This is a genomic window from Bradyrhizobium sp. WSM2254, assembly GCF_000472645.1.
GTDB classification, from domain to species: Bacteria; Pseudomonadota; Alphaproteobacteria; order Rhizobiales; family Xanthobacteraceae; genus Bradyrhizobium; species Bradyrhizobium niftali.
Genome location: NZ_KI421447.1, coordinates 87,197 through 105,200 on the forward strand (window position 1 = coordinate 87,197; position 18,004 = coordinate 105,200).

Sequence of the window (18,004 nt, forward strand, 5' to 3'; positions counted from 1 at the left end):
TCGTGCCGCGCCAACCGCGGCACGCCGGGGAGAAAATGGTTCTACACGAAGATAACGAAGCGAGATGCAGGCCCCACGACAAGCTACGTCGGAGGCGAAGCCAGCTGATTGCGACGGCATCAATGCGATCGGTGGCACGATCCAACTTGTCGCGGGCAGCGATTGCCCTTCACCGGTCGTTAGCCGGCGACATACAGCGTGCCGTCAATACGCTTCCTGATGGATCAGCGCCAACGCGGTCTTCAGAATGATCCTGATGTCGAGCCAGATGCTCCAGTTGCTGACGTACCAGACGTCATACTCGACCCGCTTTTCCATCAGATCGATGGTCGGCGTCTCGCCGCGGAAGCCGTTGACCTGGGCCCATCCGGTCAGGCCCGGCTTCATGTGGTGCCGGTACACGTAATTGCTGATGAGCTCGTCGTAGTAGTTGTCGTGCGCGAGAGCATGCGGGCGCGGCCCGACCAGCGACATCTCGCCGCGCAGAACGTTCCAGAGCTGCGGCAGCTCGTCGATGCTGGTCCGCCGCAGCACGCGGCCGACACGGGTGACCCGCGCGTCGCTCTTCGTCGCCTGCGTGACGACATGGCCGTTCTCCGCCACCGTCATGGAGCGAAACTTCCAGATCTCGAACTGCTTGCCGTTGAAGCCGCGCCGGGACTGCTTGAAGATCACGTTGCCCTTGGAATCGAGCTTGATCATGATCGCGGCCGTCACCAGCAGCGGCGCGAGCAGCAGCAGAGCGAACGAGGCAAGGCCGATATCGAGGCAGCGCTTCTGCGCCTGCTCGAACACGCTGAGCGGCGCGCGCTGGATCTCGATCGCGACCGTGCCGCTGACCGGCTGGAATGGACGCGAGACCAGATCAGCGATCGGGAAATCAGGCAGAAGACGGATCGGCTGGGGAACGACGCGCAGGTGCTGGCTCAGCTTCTGGAGAAGCGGCATCTCGTCCCAGTCGATGACCAGGAGATATTCTTCCACGTCCGCCGTCCGGCCCTGACGAATGATGTCGCGAATCTCGCGATCCCAGCCCGCGCCCTCTTCGGACGGCTCGAGCACGAAATGCCGCACGACGTTGAAGCCGTGCTTGCGCAGATCCTTGAAGCGGGTCGACGTGAAATCGAGCGGCTTGAGGCTGAGCAGCACGACCTTGCGATCGACCAGACGGCCCTTGGCATAGCTCGAGGTCAGGGCCAGGCGCCACAATACGCGCAGCCCGCCCAAGGCAACGCCGCCGGTCGCAGCGAACAGCAGCGTGGTTCCGCGTGACAAATCCGCGGACGATTTGAGCAGAAACGCCTCGACCGCGAGGATGGTCAGCGAGATCAGCCAGACAGCCAAGGCCTTGCGCAGCTGCCAGACCGTGCTCAACAGGCGATGGTGATCGTAGACACCCTGGAAATAGGCGATCATCACGAACACCGCGCCGACGACGAGACCGGCTCCGATGGACGAATCCTGCTCGACGACAAGCACGCGATACAAACCGCTCGCCACGAAATAGCTGAGCAGCACGGCGAGGAAGTCGCCGGCGATCAAGGCCACCTGGAGGGGTCTCTGGAGGGCACCGCGTCGGTTCGATATAGCCGAATAATAGTTTTCCGAACCGTAAGTTGCTACAGCCATCAGAACCTCGCTGCCTCGTCACGCACCCGCATTGGAGAATTGCGAGTAAATCGATCCGAATTTTTTTCGACGTGCGCCGAAGTATATCTTAACTAAACAAAGCGACATTGCGGCAGTGCACCGAAAAAATCAAATCGATTTTCACGCAACGCAGCATCGCAGCGAGAGAATGCACAAACTGCTGTCACACACGTGACAATTATGCGGGCATTGCGCCGCGATTTCTATCAAATCGCGTCATTTTCGCGCAATTTGACGCGCGCATTTGAACGGCTGTTCAACCATGCCGCTTAAGCCGTTATTAGCTCGCGGCCATTAACACTCGTGACCAATTCGAGGAGTTGTGTCGTGAGTACCGTCGTTGTCTTCAGCCTGTTGATCGGATCGTTGCTGGGAGGCCGATTCCGAGTCTTCATCCTGCCGCCCGCCATCGTTCTCGGTGCAACGATCCTCGGTGCGGGCGCGGTCTGGCAGGGACATGATTCGGCTCACACCGTTGTCACGATTCTCGTCTTTGCGGCGGTGCTCCAGTTTGGCTATTTCTGCGGCGCGGCCCTGGTCCGCGCGCGAGCGTCGGCCTATCGCGGCAAGGCCACGCCATCGCTCGACAGCCGGAGCTTCGGCTAGTCGGCCTCGAAACGGCAAGGATCGGCGGTTCACAGAGCTCTGGATCAGCCTTCGGCGGCGGGCGGCAGGAAAAAAGCAGCCCGTGGCGCCTCGATTTCGCCGATAACATATTGACATCCCGGGCGAAGCTCTCTGAAAGAGTTGGGCCCCATGCCCACGACAGCGCCCCGAAATTCGCCCCGGCCGAAGCTACCGAACGGCGTGCGCATCTATGCGCTCAGCGACATCCACGGCTGCGCGCACCTGCTCGAACAGATGTTTGCCGTCATCGATGCGGACATGGCGAACAGCCGGCCCTATCGCGCGATCGAGGTCTTCCTCGGCGACTACATCGATCGCGGACCGGACTCGCGCCACACCCTCGACCTCCTGATCAGGCGCAGCCGCCGCCGCAACACGGTCTTCCTCAAAGGCAATCACGAGGCCTATTTCACCTCGGTGCTGGAGGACCCCTCGCGCGCCACCGAATGGTTTAACTTCGGCGGACTCCAGACCCTGATGTCGTATGGCGTGTCGGCCGCGCCGGGCCTCAGCAAGGACGAACAGTCCGATCTCGTGCGCGAGCTCACATCCGCGATGCCGCCGGAGCACATCGCGTTCCTGCGCCAACTGCGGCCGACATTCACATGCGGCGATTTCTTCTTCGTCCATGCCGGGGTGCGCCCGGGCATTCCGCTCTCCGAACAGCGCGAATCCGACCTGTTGTGGATCAGGGACGAATTCCTCCAGAGCAAGAGGCGCTTCGGCAAATATGTCGTGCACGGCCACACGCCGGTGCGGCAGGCCGAGCTGCTGGAAAACCGCGCCAACATCGATACCGGTGCGTACGCCACCGGAAACCTGACGCTGCTGTCCATCCAGGGCAACAGCATGCTCGCGATCTAGCCCGCCGGGCTCGCGCGCCGCACTCTAGTTGGTGGAGCTTGCCTGAGGCCGGTATTCCGGAAAGCGGCTCAGCACCGCCGCCTTCAGGAACTTGAAATGAGCGATCGAGGCGCCGAGCTCCTTGAGCCGGCGCTGGCCGTTCAGGATCTCCTTGTCGAACAGATCCTGGTGGTGGTTGTCGAGCGCCTCGCGCTCGAGATATTCGTCATCGCCGTTGCCGAAGGTCACGGCCGCACGCGCCAGCACGTCTTCCACCCGGCCGTTCAGGCCCGACTGCTCCCGCTCCGCCGCGTGCAGAGCCTCCTCGATCGCAGTCATGATGGCTTCGACGCGCGTGCGATCGGTTTCGGCGTCGCGCTCGGGCGAGCGCGCACGGAACGTCTGCTCGCCTCCAAAACGATCTTTGAGAAAGTTATGGGTGCGAGCCCGCAGGAACAGTTGGAACATGCGCGCATTCCGGTTCGAAATACCAGGCTAGAACATGGATCCAGGATGGTTAACAAAGGTTAAAGGTCCCGATTGTTCTGCTTCCGATCTCGCCACGCGGAATCATCCAGACAGTCGTTCAGATCGTCCCCTTGAGGATATCCAACTCGCGATCGAGCGCCTGCTCCCAAGTCGGCATCGCAATGTCGAACCGTTCGCGCAGGCGCGTCAGATCCAGGCGCGAATTGGAGGGCCGCGTCGCCTTGACAGGAAACTCCCCTGAACCGATCGGAACAATCTCCTTCACGGCAAATTTGGCGCCGCGCGATTTTAGCCCGGAAACGATCGCGGTCGCAAAGCCGTGCCAACTTGTCTCGCCGGCGCAGACCAGGTTGACGACCCCACCCCGCCTTTCGAACATTGCGGCAACACCCTCGTCCGGTGGTTGCAACATCGCAACCATCGCGCGTGCGATCGCATCCGCAGTTGTAGGTGCACCAATCTGATCGGCGACAATCCGCAACTCTTCCCGTTCTCCCGCCAGCCGCACGATCGTCTTGAGAAAATTCGCTCCCGTCGCGGCATAAACCCACGATGTGCGCGCGATCAGATGAGGACCACCCGCCTCTGCAATCGCCCGATCGCCGGCAAGCTTGCTCTCGCCGTACACCGAGAGCGGGTGCGGAGTGCTGTCCTCGCGCCACGGACCCTCGCCCGAGCCGTCGAAGACATAGTCGGTCGAGAAGTGCACCAGCGGGACGCGGCGGCTCGCGGCCCATTGGGCCATGACCCCAGGTGATTCAGCGTTGACCCGAAATGCCATCTCGCGCTCGTCTTCCGCGCGATCGACGGCCGTGTAAGCCGCGGGATTGATGATCAGATCCGGCCCGATCGAGTCCAGCTTTTCAGCGAGGTCCGCTGGTTGCGACAGGTCGAACGTCTCGCGGGTCGGCGCAACGATGTTCGCGCGGTCCTGAAGCAATCGCAGCAGCGCGCCACCAACCTGCCCTCCGGCGCCAGTCAGAAGAATCTTCATGTCAGACCTCGCCGTAGCGGGGGAGCCCCTTCACATCCGCCAGCAGCGGCGCCTCGGCATCCTTGGGCGAAAGTGACGGTTCTGCGACACCCCAATCGATGCCGATGGCCGGATCGTTCCAGCGCACGGAGATTTCATCCTTCGGACTGTAGGGCTGGTCGCATTTGTAGAAGAAATCGGCCGTCTCGGAGAGAACGGCAAAACCGTGGGCGAAGCCACGAGGAACCCACAATTGCTTGCGATTGTCTTCGCTCAGTTCAACGGCAACATGCCGCCCAAAGTTTGGGCTCCCTACACGGACATCGACTGCAACATCCAGAACACGACCGCGAAGCACCGTGACCAGCTTGCCCTGCGTAGCGGGATTTTGCAGATGCAACCCACGCAACACCCCGAAACGCGAGCGCGAAAGATTGTCCTGCACGAACGGGCGCGTAATGCCATTCTGCACGTAACGCTCGAATTGATACGACTCCAGGAAGAAGCCGCGTTGATCGCCGAACAGCTTCGGCTCGACGATCAAAACTTCGGGTAGGTGTGTCGTGTAAACGTTCATTCGCAGGACTTCAGGCTTCGGCATTGATAATAATCTTGTGCAGCGCACTCTATCTGATATTTTACCGCTGGCAAACCAGAGAGGGCCGATGAAGGGAATAATACTCGCTGGCGGAACAGGTTCGCGCCTTTATCCCGTCACGACCGTGGTGTCGAAGCAACTGCTTCCGGTTTTTGACAAACCGATGATCTATTATCCGCTGTCGGCCCTGATGCTCGCTGGAATCCGCGACATTCTCATCATCTCCACGCCGCAGGACAAGCCGCTGTTTCAGCGCCTGCTCGGCGATGGAACGGAAATCGGCCTCAAGTTTTCCTATGCATCGCAGGAAACCCCGCGCGGGCTCGCCGACGCTTTCATCGTAGGCCGCGAGTTTGTAGGACAGGACTCAGTCGCTCTTGTTCTTGGAGACAATATCTTCTACGGACACGGGCTTCCCGAACTGCTCGCCAAGGCCGCGGCACGCACGCGCGGCGCCACGATCTTTGGCTACGTCGTCAACACGCCCGAACAATATGGCGTGGTCGAATTCGGCGCCGACGGGCGCGCGCGCTCGATCGAAGAGAAGCCCGCGCGGCCGAAGTCGAATGTGGCCGTGACCGGGCTCTATTTCTATGACAATCGCGTGCTCGACATCGCCGCGAAGATCAAGCCTTCCGCGCGCGGAGAGATCGAGATCACCGACGTGAACAATGCATATCTCGACAGCGGCGACCTGTTCGTCGAGGTGCTTGGGCGCGGGTTTGCTTGGCTCGACACCGGAACGCACGCCTCCCTGGTCGAAGCCAGTCACTTCGTGCAGATCTTGGAACAGCGACAGGGATTGCGCATCGCCTGCCCGGAAGAGATCGCTCTGCGGCGCGGCTACATTTCCCTGGAATCCTTCACGAAGGTTGCCGAGAAGACCGCCAAGAGCAGCTATGGCCAGTATCTGCAATCGGTGGCGCGTTCCTTCGCCGCTCACGGTCTGAATTGAGGCAAGTCGACTCATGCGTTTTGAAGGCTCCACGATTTTCGTCACCGGCGGTGCAGGGTTCATCGGCTCGGCAGTCGTTCGTCATCTTCTTCGCGATACGCACGCGCGCGTCGTCAACATCGACAAGCTCACTTACGCGGCAAATCTCGAGTCGATCCCCAACGCTACGGGCAATCCGCGCTATGCGTTCGAGAAGCAGTGCATTTGCGAAGCGCCGTCGCTGAGGAAGCTGTTCGAACGCTACCAACCCGTCGCGGTCATGAATTTGGCGGCCGAAAGCCACGTCGATCGTTCGATCGATGGGCCCGGAGAATTCATTCAGACCAATATCGTGGGCACGTTCACGCTGCTGCAGGAAGCCATGCGGTATTGGAAAGGCATGTCAGCGGATCGCCGTTCGCGGTTCCGCTTCCTTCACATCTCGACCGACGAGGTGTTCGGTTCGCTCGGCAAGGAAGGTTACTTCACGGAGACGACCGCTTACGCACCGAACTCGCCCTACTCGGCGAGCAAAGCCTCGTCCGACCATCTGGTCCGCGCCTGGCGCGAGACCTACGAACTGCCCACGATGGTAACGAACTGCTCGAACAATTACGGGCCTTATCACTTTCCCGAGAAGCTCATCCCCCACATGATCATCAAGGGGCTCGCCGAAGAAGCGTTGCCGGTCTATGGCGACGGGCAGAATATTCGAGACTGGCTCTACGTGGAGGATCATGCCAAGGCGCTTGCGCTCGTACTCGAGCGGGGCGTGGTCGGTGAAACATACAATGTCGGCGGACGAAACGAGCGCAGCAATCTTCACGTCGTGGAAGGCATCTGCGATCTGCTGGATGAAATTTCGCCATCCGGGGCAGGTTCCCGGCGAAGCCTGATTTCGTTCGTCCCCGATCGTCCAGGGCACGATCGCCGTTACGCGATCGATGCCTCGAAGCTCGAAAACCAGCTTGGATGGCGCGCGGACGAGAATTTCGAGAGCGGCCTGACCAAGACCGTCCGGTGGTTCATCGACAATCGGATTTGGTGGGAGAACATTCTCGGTCGCGGCTATCAGCAAAAGCGCATCGGCCTGGGTTAACCGCGTTGACGTCCCTTTGCGAAGGGCCGTGCCGACGTGCATGACATTGGCGGATTGTCCGCGTTGGATGCGAAAGCCGCACGGAAAAATGGACGAATACTACTTCGTGTGGATCCGCGGCCTCGACGGGCGCCCGAAGCCGCAGATTTGGGCCGCGGATCAATTTGAAGGACCTGGGTGGAAGTTTCGGCACGTCATCGCGCGGCGTGTTCTCGATGCGGGCGAACGCGGCATGGGTGTGGATTGCCTTGCGAAGCTCTTCCCAGCGCCATCTGGCCAGGACGACCGCACCTAGTTTCTCGACTTGACCGTACTGCGGACACCAATTTCGACGTCCGAGGGCGCCCAATGATCGAGCGCCGCACGACCTGTCTCTGATCAGACTATGGATTGGTCGGTGCGTTTTGCACCATCCATGCCTTCCACGCCCCCTCATGCTTCTCGTGGAGTTCCACCCAGCGCTGCTCGCCGGCAGCGAGCCAGATTTCGCGGCCGTCCGGCTCGGACTTGCCATCCACCGGACCGAGCACCAACCTGCTATCAAGCCGCTCGAATTCGAATGTTTCCTCACGCGTCAGACCGATGAGAACACGCCGGCCCGCGGCATCGACGAAATATCGCCGGTGAGCGTTGTTTGTTGGCCTAGTCATGGCAGCCTCCAATCATGCCTGTGGCCGAGACGGCGGTGCGGAGGCTGCGAGAGTTCCGCATGCCCACGAGCGGAATGACAAGGGCGACCATCATCGATCATGTCCAAGGTTGCATTTGTTCAGAATGCTCGCCACCCCCGCGCCGGGGACGCGCTTTGCGGAGACAAGGCCGGATCGTAAGGCTGATAGAGTGGATGACGCACCCTGCGCCTGCGCGATCGCCACGCGCGCGTCGCATAGCCTCCACCAAAGCCGGCGAGAAGCGAAAGCAGGATCGCAACTACAGTCATTCTGAACTCTTCCAGTTGCCGAGCGTGTAGTCTTCGTGACACAGCATTCTCAGCTTCGAGTTGTGTCGACATCATGATGAGGGTCGCTGATTTTGTCGTCAGGCCGCGGTTTTTGGCGGCACATGCATGCGAACTGATCGTTTCGTCTGCGTCAAGCAAAGAACCAGAGAAAGAGTCTCACCAGCAATAGCGTGATGAAATAGACCCAGCCTGCCATCGCGATCAGCACTACGCTGAAAAACGCACCTTCAAATGCCCGTTCTCTGAGCTTGGTAGGGAACGCCGCCCGCGCTTTCTGAAGCATCTCGATCTTCTGAACGGTTCATTGCTGTTGGCGCGATCATAGCCGGGTGAATTGGACGATCTCGTGACGGCTCGCCTGAGAGCAGCGCAATGCTGCTCGTCGAGATCGGCGTGTAGGCTCGCGCCGCGCCGACACATTCCAATTCGCGCTATCAAGATGATAACGCACGTGGGCTCGATCGTGATTCGCTCGAGTTGACGGTCATGGGTTTGCCGCTCGGGATGCGCGGCAACGATTCCAATTCTCGCGCAGGAGCCGGCGACAGAGGGGATGAGGCGCGATCCATCCTTGCCGCCATCGCTGCTGGCGTGAGCGCGCTCCAAAGCGATCTCTGCGGATTCCCGAACGGACCCAGTCTGCACAACGGCACATGGCGGCGCGGCCCAACGAGCGTTCCGGCCGGCCTTCGAGGCCGGACGTGATGGCAGAATATCCTTGACCGAGATCGCTGATGCGCGCGGATCGATCTCGGCTGATGAGAATGTCCGTGGTTATACGGAGCAACACGCATCGATTTCATGCGGGTAAGGTTGAGCGGTTAGCTTAATCCGCGTTGTTTGTTGCGAAGTCCTCCCTATCGCTTATCCATCTTCGAACCGGGCTCCCCCAGGCCCGGCCCCACCCAAGCAAGGCCGTCGAGCGAACGTGGGTCCGCTTGGCGGCTTTGTCGTTATTTCAACGAGAGGATCGTTTCGGTTATGGCGCGCAAGCCCTGGTCGTTCAAGGAGGATCGTCGGCTCATGGAGCTCGCGAAGTCTTCGACTTCGCTGGAGGAAGCGGCGAGGCAGCTAGGGCGATCGCCCGACGCCATCAAGCGCATGGCCCTGCGGCTCGGCCTGTCACTGAAATCGAAGGGCACGAAGAAGGGTTAAGGGCGGCGAAAAAGATCCAGCCCAAGCCGGAGCAGCAGCGCGGTTGCGTTGACGCAAGTTTCGGACATACGAGCAGGGTGGATGCGGCGACTTGCAAACCCGAGAGCCACACACGCCGTTTGAACACCGGTTCAAGGACGCCCTTCGGACCTTAACGATATTCTCGGCTTTCGGAAGCGTGGCTCCGATCGAACGATTATGATGCTACAATGCGTCAAAACCATCTCATCGCAGCTGCCGTCATCTGCCTTGCGCTTATTGTCTACGCCACGCTTGTCAAGCTCGCTGGCAGGCCAGCGCTCATCGGACACGCTGAAGGCTACTGGGTGGTGGTCATCGAGCGCTTCAGTGCCTACGGTCTGTTGGGCTTTCTGCTGTCCTTCCTGCTTCCCGGCCGCATCAGGCTGGCCTGCGCCTTCGTGATTGCCGTCGCGGTCGCGCTCGAAGTTTTCCAGGCGTTGACACCCGACCGCGATCCCCGCCTTATCGATGTGCTGCAAAAGGCCGCCGGCGGTGCCTTCGGCGTCATTCTCGCCCAGACGATTTTGGCTTTCCTGCCGCGGCCGCCGGCCTAGCGCCTGCGCGCGCTAGGTTCTGCCGGCCAGCGGAGCCACACGCGGCGAACGAATGCGTTCGACCATTGAGCCGAGCCGATTACGCACGGGCTGATCGACAAATTTCGTCGCAACATACGCAGCGCCGAGGCAAGTGATCACCTCCAGCACGATCGAAAAGGCGAGCGCCGTCTTGCCGAGGGCGAGGGTGTCCTGAAAATAGAAGAAGATGCGCGTGATCGGGTAGTGCAACGCGTACAGCGGATAGGAAAGCTCGCCAACGAAACTACAGGCCCGCCTCCAGCCCGGCGGCACGGCTGTCTCGGCGCTCCTCCATATCAAGAGCGGAAATACGACAAGAATGCATGCAACATCATAGATCGCGTGTTGGGGAAGAGGTACGAACAGCACACCAATCAAGCCCGCGACAGAGGTGATTGCCGTAGTACCGCCGACGCTTGACGCCGTTCCGATCCTCGACATGAAAACGCCGGCGAAAAATGAAAAGCCGACACGGAGCAGACCAACGGAGATTTCTCCGGTTCTTGCACCCAATTCGAGATCGCCCTTTTCGAGCGACACCACGACCAGACCGATCGCGAAAAGAACCACGAGTATTGAGAGTACCGGTATGCGCAGCCACCGAAACACGAAACAGTAAGCGGCATTTGCCACCACTTCATAGAAGAGAGACCAAAGAGGCCCATCGAACGGAAAGATGGATGCGGTCAGGGGCATTCGGCCAAAGGGCAATAGGAGCACCCCGAACGCCAGCACCAGGGCCATCTGGCTCAGGTCCAGCGTATGCCCCCTCAGGAGACTGCCAATCGAAACGACCGCACCGACAAAGGTGCCCAGAACGATCATGGGCCAAAGGCGGACGAAACGCGGCAACAGAAATTCAAGCTTGAACGACCGATCTTCCAAACGCGTGCCGTATGCACGATCGATGACGAAACCACTCAGCAGGAAGAAAAAGTCAACGGCAACATACGCGTGACTTGCCATGCTTGGGATCTGAAGGGATCCGGCAATATGGTAAAGGAGCACGGCAAAGGATGCGATAGCGCGATAAACGTCAAGAATAGGATAGTGCCCGCTTCCCCGAGGTATCATTGTTCACACGCCGTTCGGAAACACATAAAAAACGCTCGTAATAGTATGGGAAATTGAAGGTGAGCCAAGAGCAATCTTGGCAATGGCGTCCCGGGGCGGGACAGCATCTGCCCGAGCGGTTCGCCGCCAGGATCGGCCGCCGTGTGGAGGTTCGCGTACCACTTGCCTGTCAAACGTTCCGCCGCTTGCGCCTCGCTTGGGGTACCGTGCCCTGGATCGGGCTTTCCGCCGACTTGAACGGAAGGGCGATGCCGGATTTTACCGGGCTGGCTGGGCCCATGGAATGAACACTAATTTAGCAAGAGCCGCCAAATTCCGGCTGGGCGATTATGCCTGATTCGAAAATGGCCGTCTGCCGTAGCCGCGAGCTTACGCCACTCCGCGCTTGAGGCCGCCCCGCTCTGCCAGGAGAACCCCGGACATTTGCCGATGGGTATCGCGCAGCGCCGCGATCGCGTCATCGAGATCGTAGTCGGCTTCGCGAATGGTCTCGAAGAACCGGGCCATCAAGGCGAGGTTCAGCTTGACGCGGGTGTTTCCGTCGCGGCTCTTGCGGCGATCGAGCGACAGTTGCTGCGCCTGAAGCCGGGCTTCGGCAGCGCTGCAGCCGTTGAGCGTCGCGAGTTCGTCATATGTCATCCAGATTTGAGGCATATCCCTGTCCGTCTCTTGTTATGGGCCCCAACCTAGATTTCACCTCTAAAGGCACGGTTGCCGCAATGCCGTGACGAAGGGTTTTCGCGACAACAGCGTCAATGCAAAGCTAAGACGCGGGAGCCTTTGCGGGACCCTTGGGCGACGCAAATGGATGGCGCGGCCGGGAGCGGCTGTCGGGACTCTTGGGCAATTTGTCGGCATTGAGCTTCACGACCGCGCATCGCGCGTCGGCGGCCGGCGCATCTTCCTGGCTGTAGATCAGCGTCGCCTCGAACTTGACGTCGGGCGCTTCCTTGGCCGTGCCCGAGCAGGTCGCGACCAAGCCACTGCACACACCCGCAAGATCGACCTCGACCTCGTCCGGCCCGAACACGCTCGGCGGACCATCCGCGTACCGGTTCACGATCAAGACGGCCGAGAAGTGCTTCTCATCGACACGATAAGAGCCGCCATAGGTGAAGAAGCTGTCGCTGCCCGAGATCCGGCCCTCAATCAGATCCACGACGCCGGTGCCCTGGCCGCGCGGGGTCCTGAACCAGGCAGCGTATTTGCCGTCTCTCAACATGCGACATTTCTCGACGTGAAATCTGACAGGTATTTGCGACGAACTCTGGGGCGCGACAATGACCAAACCATCGGCGCTTTCGGCAGGGTTAACACCCCGAAAACCCAATCCATCGAATTGCCGCCGGCGCGCGAGGCGACACCGGCGCCGACATCAAAACAATTCTATGCCGTCATCGGCGGTCTCGACCACCTCGACGCGCCGCGTGGCGACGACCGACGCAAGCCCGAGCGTTTGCAGGAACTCCCGGTGGACGTCCCGCTCGCGCTCCATCGTGTAGCGCGCGAAGAGATCGTCGAGCATGGCCCCGTCCTGCGCAATTGGTTGCGGTCGCCTGGCGACCGCACTCGTAGTCTCGAGGCGCGCGGCTACCGCAGGCAAAGTCGCGGAGCTTTCGCCGAGCTTGGTCATCAGGCCTTGCGCCGAATTCATCAAGCCTTCGAATTCCGCGCCCTCGTCGACGAGCCGGCTCATCAGCTTGTCGAGCCGTTCGTTGCCGGCCTCGACCTCGCGCAGCGCCTGGAGGATCTGCGGCTCGAGGTTGGCAAGCTGCGTGGGATCGCCCTGCACGCGCAACTCCCTCAGCGCCTTGGCCGAGCGCTCGATGCCGTCGAGCACGGGCCGGAGGCGGGCCGCCCCCGCCGAAACCTGGTCGGCAGTCGCCTTGAGCTCGTTGGCGATTACGACGAAGGCGCTGCCGCGGCTGCCGAGATGGCTTGCCTTGAGACCGGCGTTCATCCCGATCAGGGTGATGTCGACGGTCGCATCGGCGAGCCCGGCGATCGCCTGGCGAAATTTCCCCAGCGTATCCTCGACAATGGCCAGTGCGTCGTCGACCGAACGGCCGGCGCTCTCGCAGGTGGCGATCAGGGTCAAAGCATGCGCCAGTATCTGCTTGATGCGCGTCAGGAACGACGACGAGCCGCCCTCCTCGCCGCCGAACAGCGCGCGGCCGTTGCCGACGACGCTGCCCGCATCATGCAGGATAGCCGTCAGCGCGCGAACGATCTGGCCGATATCGCCGCCGAACTCGCGCTGGGCGTCCTTGAGCTGGGCCGCCTGCAACAGGCAGATGGCGCGCGCGCCGTCATCGCTCGTGACCGGTTCGGGAACGAGGCTTGGAGAAGGTCCTGACGCACGACCGAGACCGTGACAGACATGCTCGAGACGCTGGCGCGTGCTGTCGCCGGCCTGCAAGGAGATGATCGCGCTGCCGACCGCCTCGGCGATCTTCCTTGTACTGGCGCTGGCGAGGTCGGCGACATGGCTGCTCTTGCTGCGCTGGTCGCGCAATCCGCCATAGGCCTCGCCGAGCTCCGCGCTCTCCGAGACCAGCTGGTTCCCGTAACGGCTCTCGAACTCCTTCTGCCGGACGGAGGCGGTGGCAACGGCTTCCGACAGGCGTTGCTGGTCCCGTGCGCAGCCCTCGATCGAGCGCTGCACGGCCTTGCCGAGATCGTAGGCTTCCTGCGTGAAGGCGAGAAAGCCCTCACGGTCGCCATCGAGCGAGGCCGCCTCGATCCGCGCGCTGCGCGCGATAATGGTGATCATCCCGATGTGCTTGAACAGCGGCTTGAGCAGCGAGGACGCCTCCGCCGTACTCGTGCCGATCGTCGCAAGCAGGGCGCTCTCGGCTGGCAGGGTTTGCGCCAGCTCGCTGAGCCGCGCGGCGATCTCCTGCAACGCGGTCGCAGCGCCCTCGATCTCGGCGCCGGAGAGCTCCTCGGAGAGCGTCGCGAGGCCCTGGTTCAGCTCCTTGAAGATGAGGTGGCCGCGACCGAGCTCCCGACCGACGCGCGCGAAGACGTCCTCGATCCGCGACGAGACGTCCTCGATCGCCGCAGTCGCTTCAGTGAGCGTGGTGGCCGGAATGGTGGGCATCGCAATCAACCTGCCACCGCAACGTGTCCGGCCTGGTACCAGAGCATGATCTCGCGCGAAATATGGTGCAGCGGCACGACCTTCTCGACCCCGCCATGGGCGATGGCCTCCTTGGGCATGCCGAACACCACACAGCTTTCCTCGTCCTGCGCCCGCGTCGAGGCACCGAGCTTACGCATCTCCAGCATGCCGCGCGCGCCGTCGTCGCCCATGCCGGTCATGATGACGCCGAGCGCGTTGGCGCCGGCGTGCTGGGCCGCCGATCGGAACAGCACGTCGACGGACGGGCGATGCCGCGACACCGGCGGGCCGTCCTTGATCGCGATCTGGTAGCGCAGCCCGATGCGCTGGAGCAGCATGTGACGGGCGCCCGGGGCAATATAGGCCCAGCCCGGCAGCACCGGCTCGCCGTCCTCGGCCTCCTTGACCCGGATCTGGCAGACGCTGTCGAGACGTCTGGCAAAAGCCGCGGTGAACCCCGCCGGCATGTGCTGGACGATGAGAAGCGGAGGGCAGTGCGGCGGCAGCATCTCGAGGACGTCGTTGAGCGCTTCGGTGCCGCCCGTCGATGCGCCGATGCACACGATGCGCTCCGTCGTCGGCCGGACCCTGCCCTGCACCGGTGGCGGGATGATGGCGTCGGCCGTCAGCTTCTTCTCGACCCCCCGGCGCTCCGCGCGCGGGCGCACGCGGGCGCGCGCCGCCGACTTCACGGCCTCGCGCAGCCGCGTGGAGCATTCGAGCAGCGCCTGCCGCGTGTCGATCTTCGGCTTCGGAACGATGTCGACCGCGCCCGCCTCGAACGCCTCGAACATCACGTCAGAGCCTTCTTCAGTCAGCGAGGAGCAGATGATCACCGGGATCGGACGTTGCGCCATGATCTTGCGCAGGAACGTCATGCCGTCCATGCGCGGCATCTCGATGTCGAGGATCATGACGTCGGGGATCTCGTTCTGGAGGCGGCGCGCAGCTGCGAACGGATCGGACGCGGTCCCCATCACCTCGATGTCCGGATCGTCATTGAGGATCGTCTGAAGGATTTGGCGCACCGACGCCGAATCGTCCACGATCAGCACGCGAACTTTCTCCCTCGGCATTCTGGTTGCGCTCCGGCTAGACCTTGAAAATGGTTGGCTGAACTTGCTTCAAACCCGGCACGGCACTGTGAATCATCGATTCCGAATGCCCGACCAGCAGATAGCCGCCGGGCCGCAGATGGCTGCACAATTGCTCGATCACCTTGCGCTGCGTCTCGCGCTCGAAATAGATCAGGACGTTGCGGCAGAAGATGATGTCGACGTCGCGATCGACGGGATAGGACGCATCCATGAGGTTCATCCGCATGAAATGCGTCATGCGCCGCAATTCCGGCACCACCCGCACCTCGCCGCGCGACCTGTCCCGCGACGACAGGAAGTATCGCTTCACGAAGGGCTCCGGCACCGGCGCGAGAACGTCGCGGGTGTAGATCGCGGCCTTGGCGAGGCGCAGCACCGCGGTCGAGATGTCAGTCCCGAGGATGCGGTACTGAAACCGCGAGCCGTTCCGCGTCATGTCGTCCAGCACCATCGCGGTCGTGTAGGCTTCCATGCCGGTGGAGCTCGCCGAGCTCCAGATCTTCAGGTTTGCGTTCCTGCGTCCATGCAATTTGAGCAGGGCCGGAATCGCGACGTCCCGCATGAAGGTGAAGTGCTGGGGCTCGCGGAAGAAGTCGGTCTTGTTGGTCGTCACCACATCGATCAGATGGGTGAGCTCGGTGTCGAAATGCTCGGCCCCGAACAGGTTGTCGACATATTCGTTGAGGTCGGAGAAGTTCAGCGCGCGCACGCGCTTGTGCAGCCGCCCCTCCAGCATCAGCCGCTTGCCTTGCGGCAGCTTGATGCCGACTTTGCCCTCGATCAATTCGGCGATGGTCCGGAAGTGACGATCCGACAGATGCACGGCCATGTCCTGCACGGCGGGCATCATGGTCGCCGGCCCCGGTTCGCGATGGCCGCCTGCACTGAATGTCGGGCCGTCCGGGCCATCTTGAATCCCACACTTTCACGCAATCACTGAAGACAGATCGGCCCCGGTGGGGGCCGATCTCTGAAAGAGCCCTAGCGCTGGAAATCGGCGTCCCGATCGTCCTCGCTGTCATTCATGTCGAAAGCGAAGCCGCCGCCCGCAACCTTCAGGGCGCGCGCGGGCTTGCCCGGGAGCTTCCTCGCCGGACGCTCGACTGCCGCCATGGTGACCGCCTTGGCCCGCAGCTGGTTCACCGCCCGGTCGATCGGTGCGGCCGCCTGACCCTTTCCACCCTGCTCGATGCGGAAATAAGCGATGGTGGACTGGAGCTGCTCGGCCTGCGAGGCGAGTTCCTCGGAGGTCGAGGAAACCTGTTCGGAGGCGCTGGCATTCTGCTGGCCGACCTTGTCGAGCTGCTGGATCGCCTGGTTGATCTGGGCCGAACCGACGTCCTGCTCGCGGCAGGCCGCGGTGATCTCCTCGACCAGCTCGGCGGTCTTCTTGATATCAGGGACGAGCTTGGAGAGCATGTTGCCGGCTTCCTGCGCGACCTTGACGGTTTCGGTCGAGAGCGTGCCGATCTCGGCCGCCGCAGCCTGGCTGCGCTCGGCAAGCTTGCGCACTTCGGACGCGACGACGGCAAAACCCTTGCCGTGTTCGCCGGCGCGCGCGGCCTCGACCGCCGCGTTGAGCGCGAGCAGATCGGTCTGACGTGCGATCTCCTGCACGATCGTGATCTTCTCGGCGATGGTCTGCATCGCATTGACGGCACGTCCGACGGCTGCCCCGCTCGCCTCGGCGTCCTTGGCCGACTGCGCGGCGATCTTCTCGGTCTGGTTGGCGTTGTCGGCGTTCTGCTTCACGTTCGAGGCCATCTCCTCCATCGAGGAGGAGGCTTCCTCGGCTGACGAAGCCTGCTCGGTCGCGCCTTGCGAAAGCTGCTCGGCGCTCGCGGAGAGCTCCTGGCTGCCGGCGGAGACGTTCTGCGCCGCGGTGAGCGCTTCCGACACGATCTGCCGGAGCTTCTCCACCATGCGCTCCAGGGCAAGACCCAGTGTGTCCTTGTCCGACTGCGGCTTGGCCTCAACCATGAGATTGCCCTGCGCGATCTCGTTGGCGACCGCCGCGGTGGCATTCAAGTTCACGGTCATCGCATTCAGCGATTTGATGAGATCGCCGATCTCGTCATTGCTCGACGATTCGATCTTGTGGCTGAGATCGCCGATTGCAACGGCGTCGGCAAGGCCGACGGCCTGTGCCAGTGCCCGGCTGATGTTGAGCGCGATCCAGGTCGCGGCGACCGCTGCGATCAGCAGCGAGGCAATCACCAGGCTCATCAGCAGCATCTCGGCGCGCGAGCCGTCCTGTCTGGCCTGCTCGGCCTGCTCCGCCATGTTCTTCTTGACGTTGTTGATGTAGGCATTGGCCGCATCCAGCGCGTCGGCGACGAACTTGCGGCCGTCATGCATGGAACGGTCCAGGGCCTTCGGCTTGTCGGACTTCGCGAGCCTGACCGTCTCATCCTCATAGGCGTTCAGCTTGGCAAACGCCGTGGAGAAGTTCTCCATCAGTTTCTTGCCGCCTTCGCTGGCGGCGGCGTGGATCTCATCCTTGGACTTGACGAGTGCTTCGCGATTCTTGGCGAGGTCGGCTACAAACTGATCGTATTCCGCATCGCTCGCCGCGAGGATCGAGTTCTTTTCGGCGCGCACCAGAAACAGGATGCCTTCCTTGAGTTCCGCGGCCTTTTCCATGCGGCCCGCGCGACTGACCAGAGTCTCGGTGGTGCCGACCATGTCCGACAGCTTCACATAGCCGACCGCGCCGGCGATCATGGAGAGCAGGATGACGAGGCCGAAGGCGCTGGCAAGCTTGGCTTTGACGGTGAATCTCAT

At 61.9% G+C, this 18,004-nt stretch carries 20 protein-coding genes; 7 read left to right on the top strand and 13 right to left on the bottom strand.

Translation table 11 applies throughout. The features are described 5' to 3' along the window. Positions 1 to 204: 204 nt before the first annotated feature. Positions 205 to 1,629: an undecaprenyl-phosphate glucose phosphotransferase gene (locus tag A3M7_RS0142765; protein WP_027549397.1), complete on the bottom strand. Its 1,425-nt coding sequence runs from the start codon at positions 1,627 to 1,629 to the stop codon at positions 205 to 207. A 348-nt stretch (positions 1,630 to 1,977) separates the two neighbouring features. Here A3M7_RS0142765 and A3M7_RS0142775 point away from each other — a divergent pair, with 348 nt between their 5' ends. Both A3M7_RS0142775 and A3M7_RS0142780 read left to right on the top strand, forming a co-directional pair. Continuing rightward, entirely contained in the window at positions 1,978 to 2,256 is a 279-nt protein-coding gene (locus A3M7_RS0142775; RefSeq protein ID WP_245284464.1) for a hypothetical protein, read from the top strand. Positions 2,257 to 2,406: 150 nt separating this feature from the next. Further along, positions 2,407 to 3,141 (top strand): metallophosphoesterase family protein, encoded by a 735-nt coding sequence (locus A3M7_RS0142780; RefSeq protein ID WP_027549399.1) that lies wholly within the window; start codon positions 2,407 to 2,409, stop codon positions 3,139 to 3,141. A 24-nt stretch (positions 3,142 to 3,165) separates the two neighbouring features. Here the strand turns inward: A3M7_RS0142780 and A3M7_RS0142785 are convergent, their stop codons facing one another. From A3M7_RS0142785 to rfbC, 3 genes are all read right to left on the bottom strand, one after another. Beyond that, positions 3,166 to 3,588, bottom strand: coding sequence for a hypothetical protein (locus A3M7_RS0142785; RefSeq protein WP_027549400.1), 423 nt, complete (start codon positions 3,586 to 3,588; stop codon positions 3,166 to 3,168). A 118-nt stretch (positions 3,589 to 3,706) separates the two neighbouring features. Continuing rightward, entirely contained in the window at positions 3,707 to 4,603 is an 897-nt protein-coding gene (gene rfbD / locus A3M7_RS0142790) for a dTDP-4-dehydrorhamnose reductase (protein ID WP_027549401.1), read from the bottom strand. Position 4,604: 1 nt separating this feature from the next. Continuing rightward, positions 4,605 to 5,159 carry a dTDP-4-dehydrorhamnose 3,5-epimerase gene (rfbC, locus tag A3M7_RS0142795; RefSeq protein WP_027549402.1) on the bottom strand — a complete coding sequence of 185 codons (555 nt, stop codon included), beginning with the start codon at positions 5,157 to 5,159 and terminating at the stop codon, positions 4,605 to 4,607. Between the two features lie 88 nt (positions 5,160 to 5,247). Here rfbC and rfbA point away from each other — a divergent pair, with 88 nt between their 5' ends. The 3 genes from rfbA to A3M7_RS0142810 all read left to right on the top strand — a co-directional run bounded on the left by rfbA (position 5,248) and on the right by A3M7_RS0142810 (position 7,508). Beyond that, positions 5,248 to 6,135 (top strand): glucose-1-phosphate thymidylyltransferase RfbA, encoded by an 888-nt coding sequence (gene rfbA / locus A3M7_RS0142800; protein ID WP_027549403.1) that lies wholly within the window; start codon positions 5,248 to 5,250, stop codon positions 6,133 to 6,135. A gap of 13 nt (positions 6,136 to 6,148) precedes the next feature. Further along, the gene (rfbB, locus tag A3M7_RS0142805; protein ID WP_027549404.1) at positions 6,149 to 7,213 is read left to right on the top strand and encodes a dTDP-glucose 4,6-dehydratase; all 1,065 of its coding nucleotides are present in this window, start codon (positions 6,149 to 6,151) and stop codon (positions 7,211 to 7,213) included. Positions 7,214 to 7,301: 88 nt separating this feature from the next. After that, positions 7,302 to 7,508, top strand: coding sequence for a hypothetical protein (locus tag A3M7_RS0142810; protein WP_049824049.1), 207 nt, complete (start codon positions 7,302 to 7,304; stop codon positions 7,506 to 7,508). A gap of 88 nt (positions 7,509 to 7,596) precedes the next feature. On the opposite strand, the gene A3M7_RS0142815 is transcribed toward A3M7_RS0142810, so the two are convergent. Together A3M7_RS0142815 and A3M7_RS50205 are read right to left on the bottom strand one after the other, a co-directional pair. Next, complete coding sequence (locus tag A3M7_RS0142815; protein WP_027549406.1) at positions 7,597 to 7,863, bottom strand: hypothetical protein; 267 nt, start codon at positions 7,861 to 7,863, stop codon at positions 7,597 to 7,599. Positions 7,864 to 8,304: 441 nt separating this feature from the next. After that, positions 8,305 to 8,457, bottom strand: coding sequence for a hypothetical protein (locus A3M7_RS50205; RefSeq protein ID WP_198033923.1), 153 nt, complete (start codon positions 8,455 to 8,457; stop codon positions 8,305 to 8,307). Between the two features lie 698 nt (positions 8,458 to 9,155). Here A3M7_RS50205 and A3M7_RS50210 point away from each other — a divergent pair. After that, entirely contained in the window at positions 9,156 to 9,329 is a 174-nt protein-coding gene (locus A3M7_RS50210) for a hypothetical protein (protein WP_198033924.1), read from the top strand. 209 nt (positions 9,330 to 9,538) lie between these two features. Then, positions 9,539 to 9,904, top strand: a complete 366-nt coding sequence (locus tag A3M7_RS0142830; RefSeq protein WP_027549407.1) for a VanZ family protein — start codon at positions 9,539 to 9,541, stop codon at positions 9,902 to 9,904. A gap of 12 nt (positions 9,905 to 9,916) precedes the next feature. Here the strand turns inward: A3M7_RS0142830 and A3M7_RS0142835 are convergent, their stop codons facing one another. The 7 genes from A3M7_RS0142835 to A3M7_RS0142865 form a co-directional block, all read right to left on the bottom strand. Further along, positions 9,917 to 10,999, bottom strand: a complete 1,083-nt coding sequence (locus A3M7_RS0142835; RefSeq protein WP_084303035.1) for an acyltransferase — start codon at positions 10,997 to 10,999, stop codon at positions 9,917 to 9,919. A gap of 369 nt (positions 11,000 to 11,368) precedes the next feature. Continuing rightward, a complete protein-coding gene (locus tag A3M7_RS50215) occupies positions 11,369 to 11,653 on the bottom strand; it encodes a hypothetical protein (RefSeq protein WP_027549409.1) in 285 nt (94 codons plus the stop codon). A gap of 109 nt (positions 11,654 to 11,762) precedes the next feature. Beyond that, entirely contained in the window at positions 11,763 to 12,221 is a 459-nt protein-coding gene (locus A3M7_RS0142845; RefSeq protein ID WP_027549410.1) for a hypothetical protein, read from the bottom strand. 153 nt (positions 12,222 to 12,374) lie between these two features. Further along, on the bottom strand, positions 12,375 to 14,102 hold the full coding sequence (locus A3M7_RS0142850; RefSeq protein WP_027549411.1) for a hypothetical protein: 1,728 nt from the start codon (positions 14,100 to 14,102) through the stop codon (positions 12,375 to 12,377). A 5-nt stretch (positions 14,103 to 14,107) separates the two neighbouring features. After that, on the bottom strand, positions 14,108 to 15,199 hold the full coding sequence (locus A3M7_RS0142855) for a chemotaxis response regulator protein-glutamate methylesterase (protein WP_027549412.1): 1,092 nt from the start codon (positions 15,197 to 15,199) through the stop codon (positions 14,108 to 14,110). Positions 15,200 to 15,215: 16 nt separating this feature from the next. Then, the gene (locus A3M7_RS0142860) at positions 15,216 to 16,070 is read right to left on the bottom strand and encodes a protein-glutamate O-methyltransferase CheR (protein WP_027549413.1); all 855 of its coding nucleotides are present in this window, start codon (positions 16,068 to 16,070) and stop codon (positions 15,216 to 15,218) included. Positions 16,071 to 16,201: 131 nt separating this feature from the next. Further along, positions 16,202 to 18,004, bottom strand: a complete 1,803-nt coding sequence (locus A3M7_RS0142865; protein WP_027549414.1) for a methyl-accepting chemotaxis protein — start codon at positions 18,002 to 18,004, stop codon at positions 16,202 to 16,204.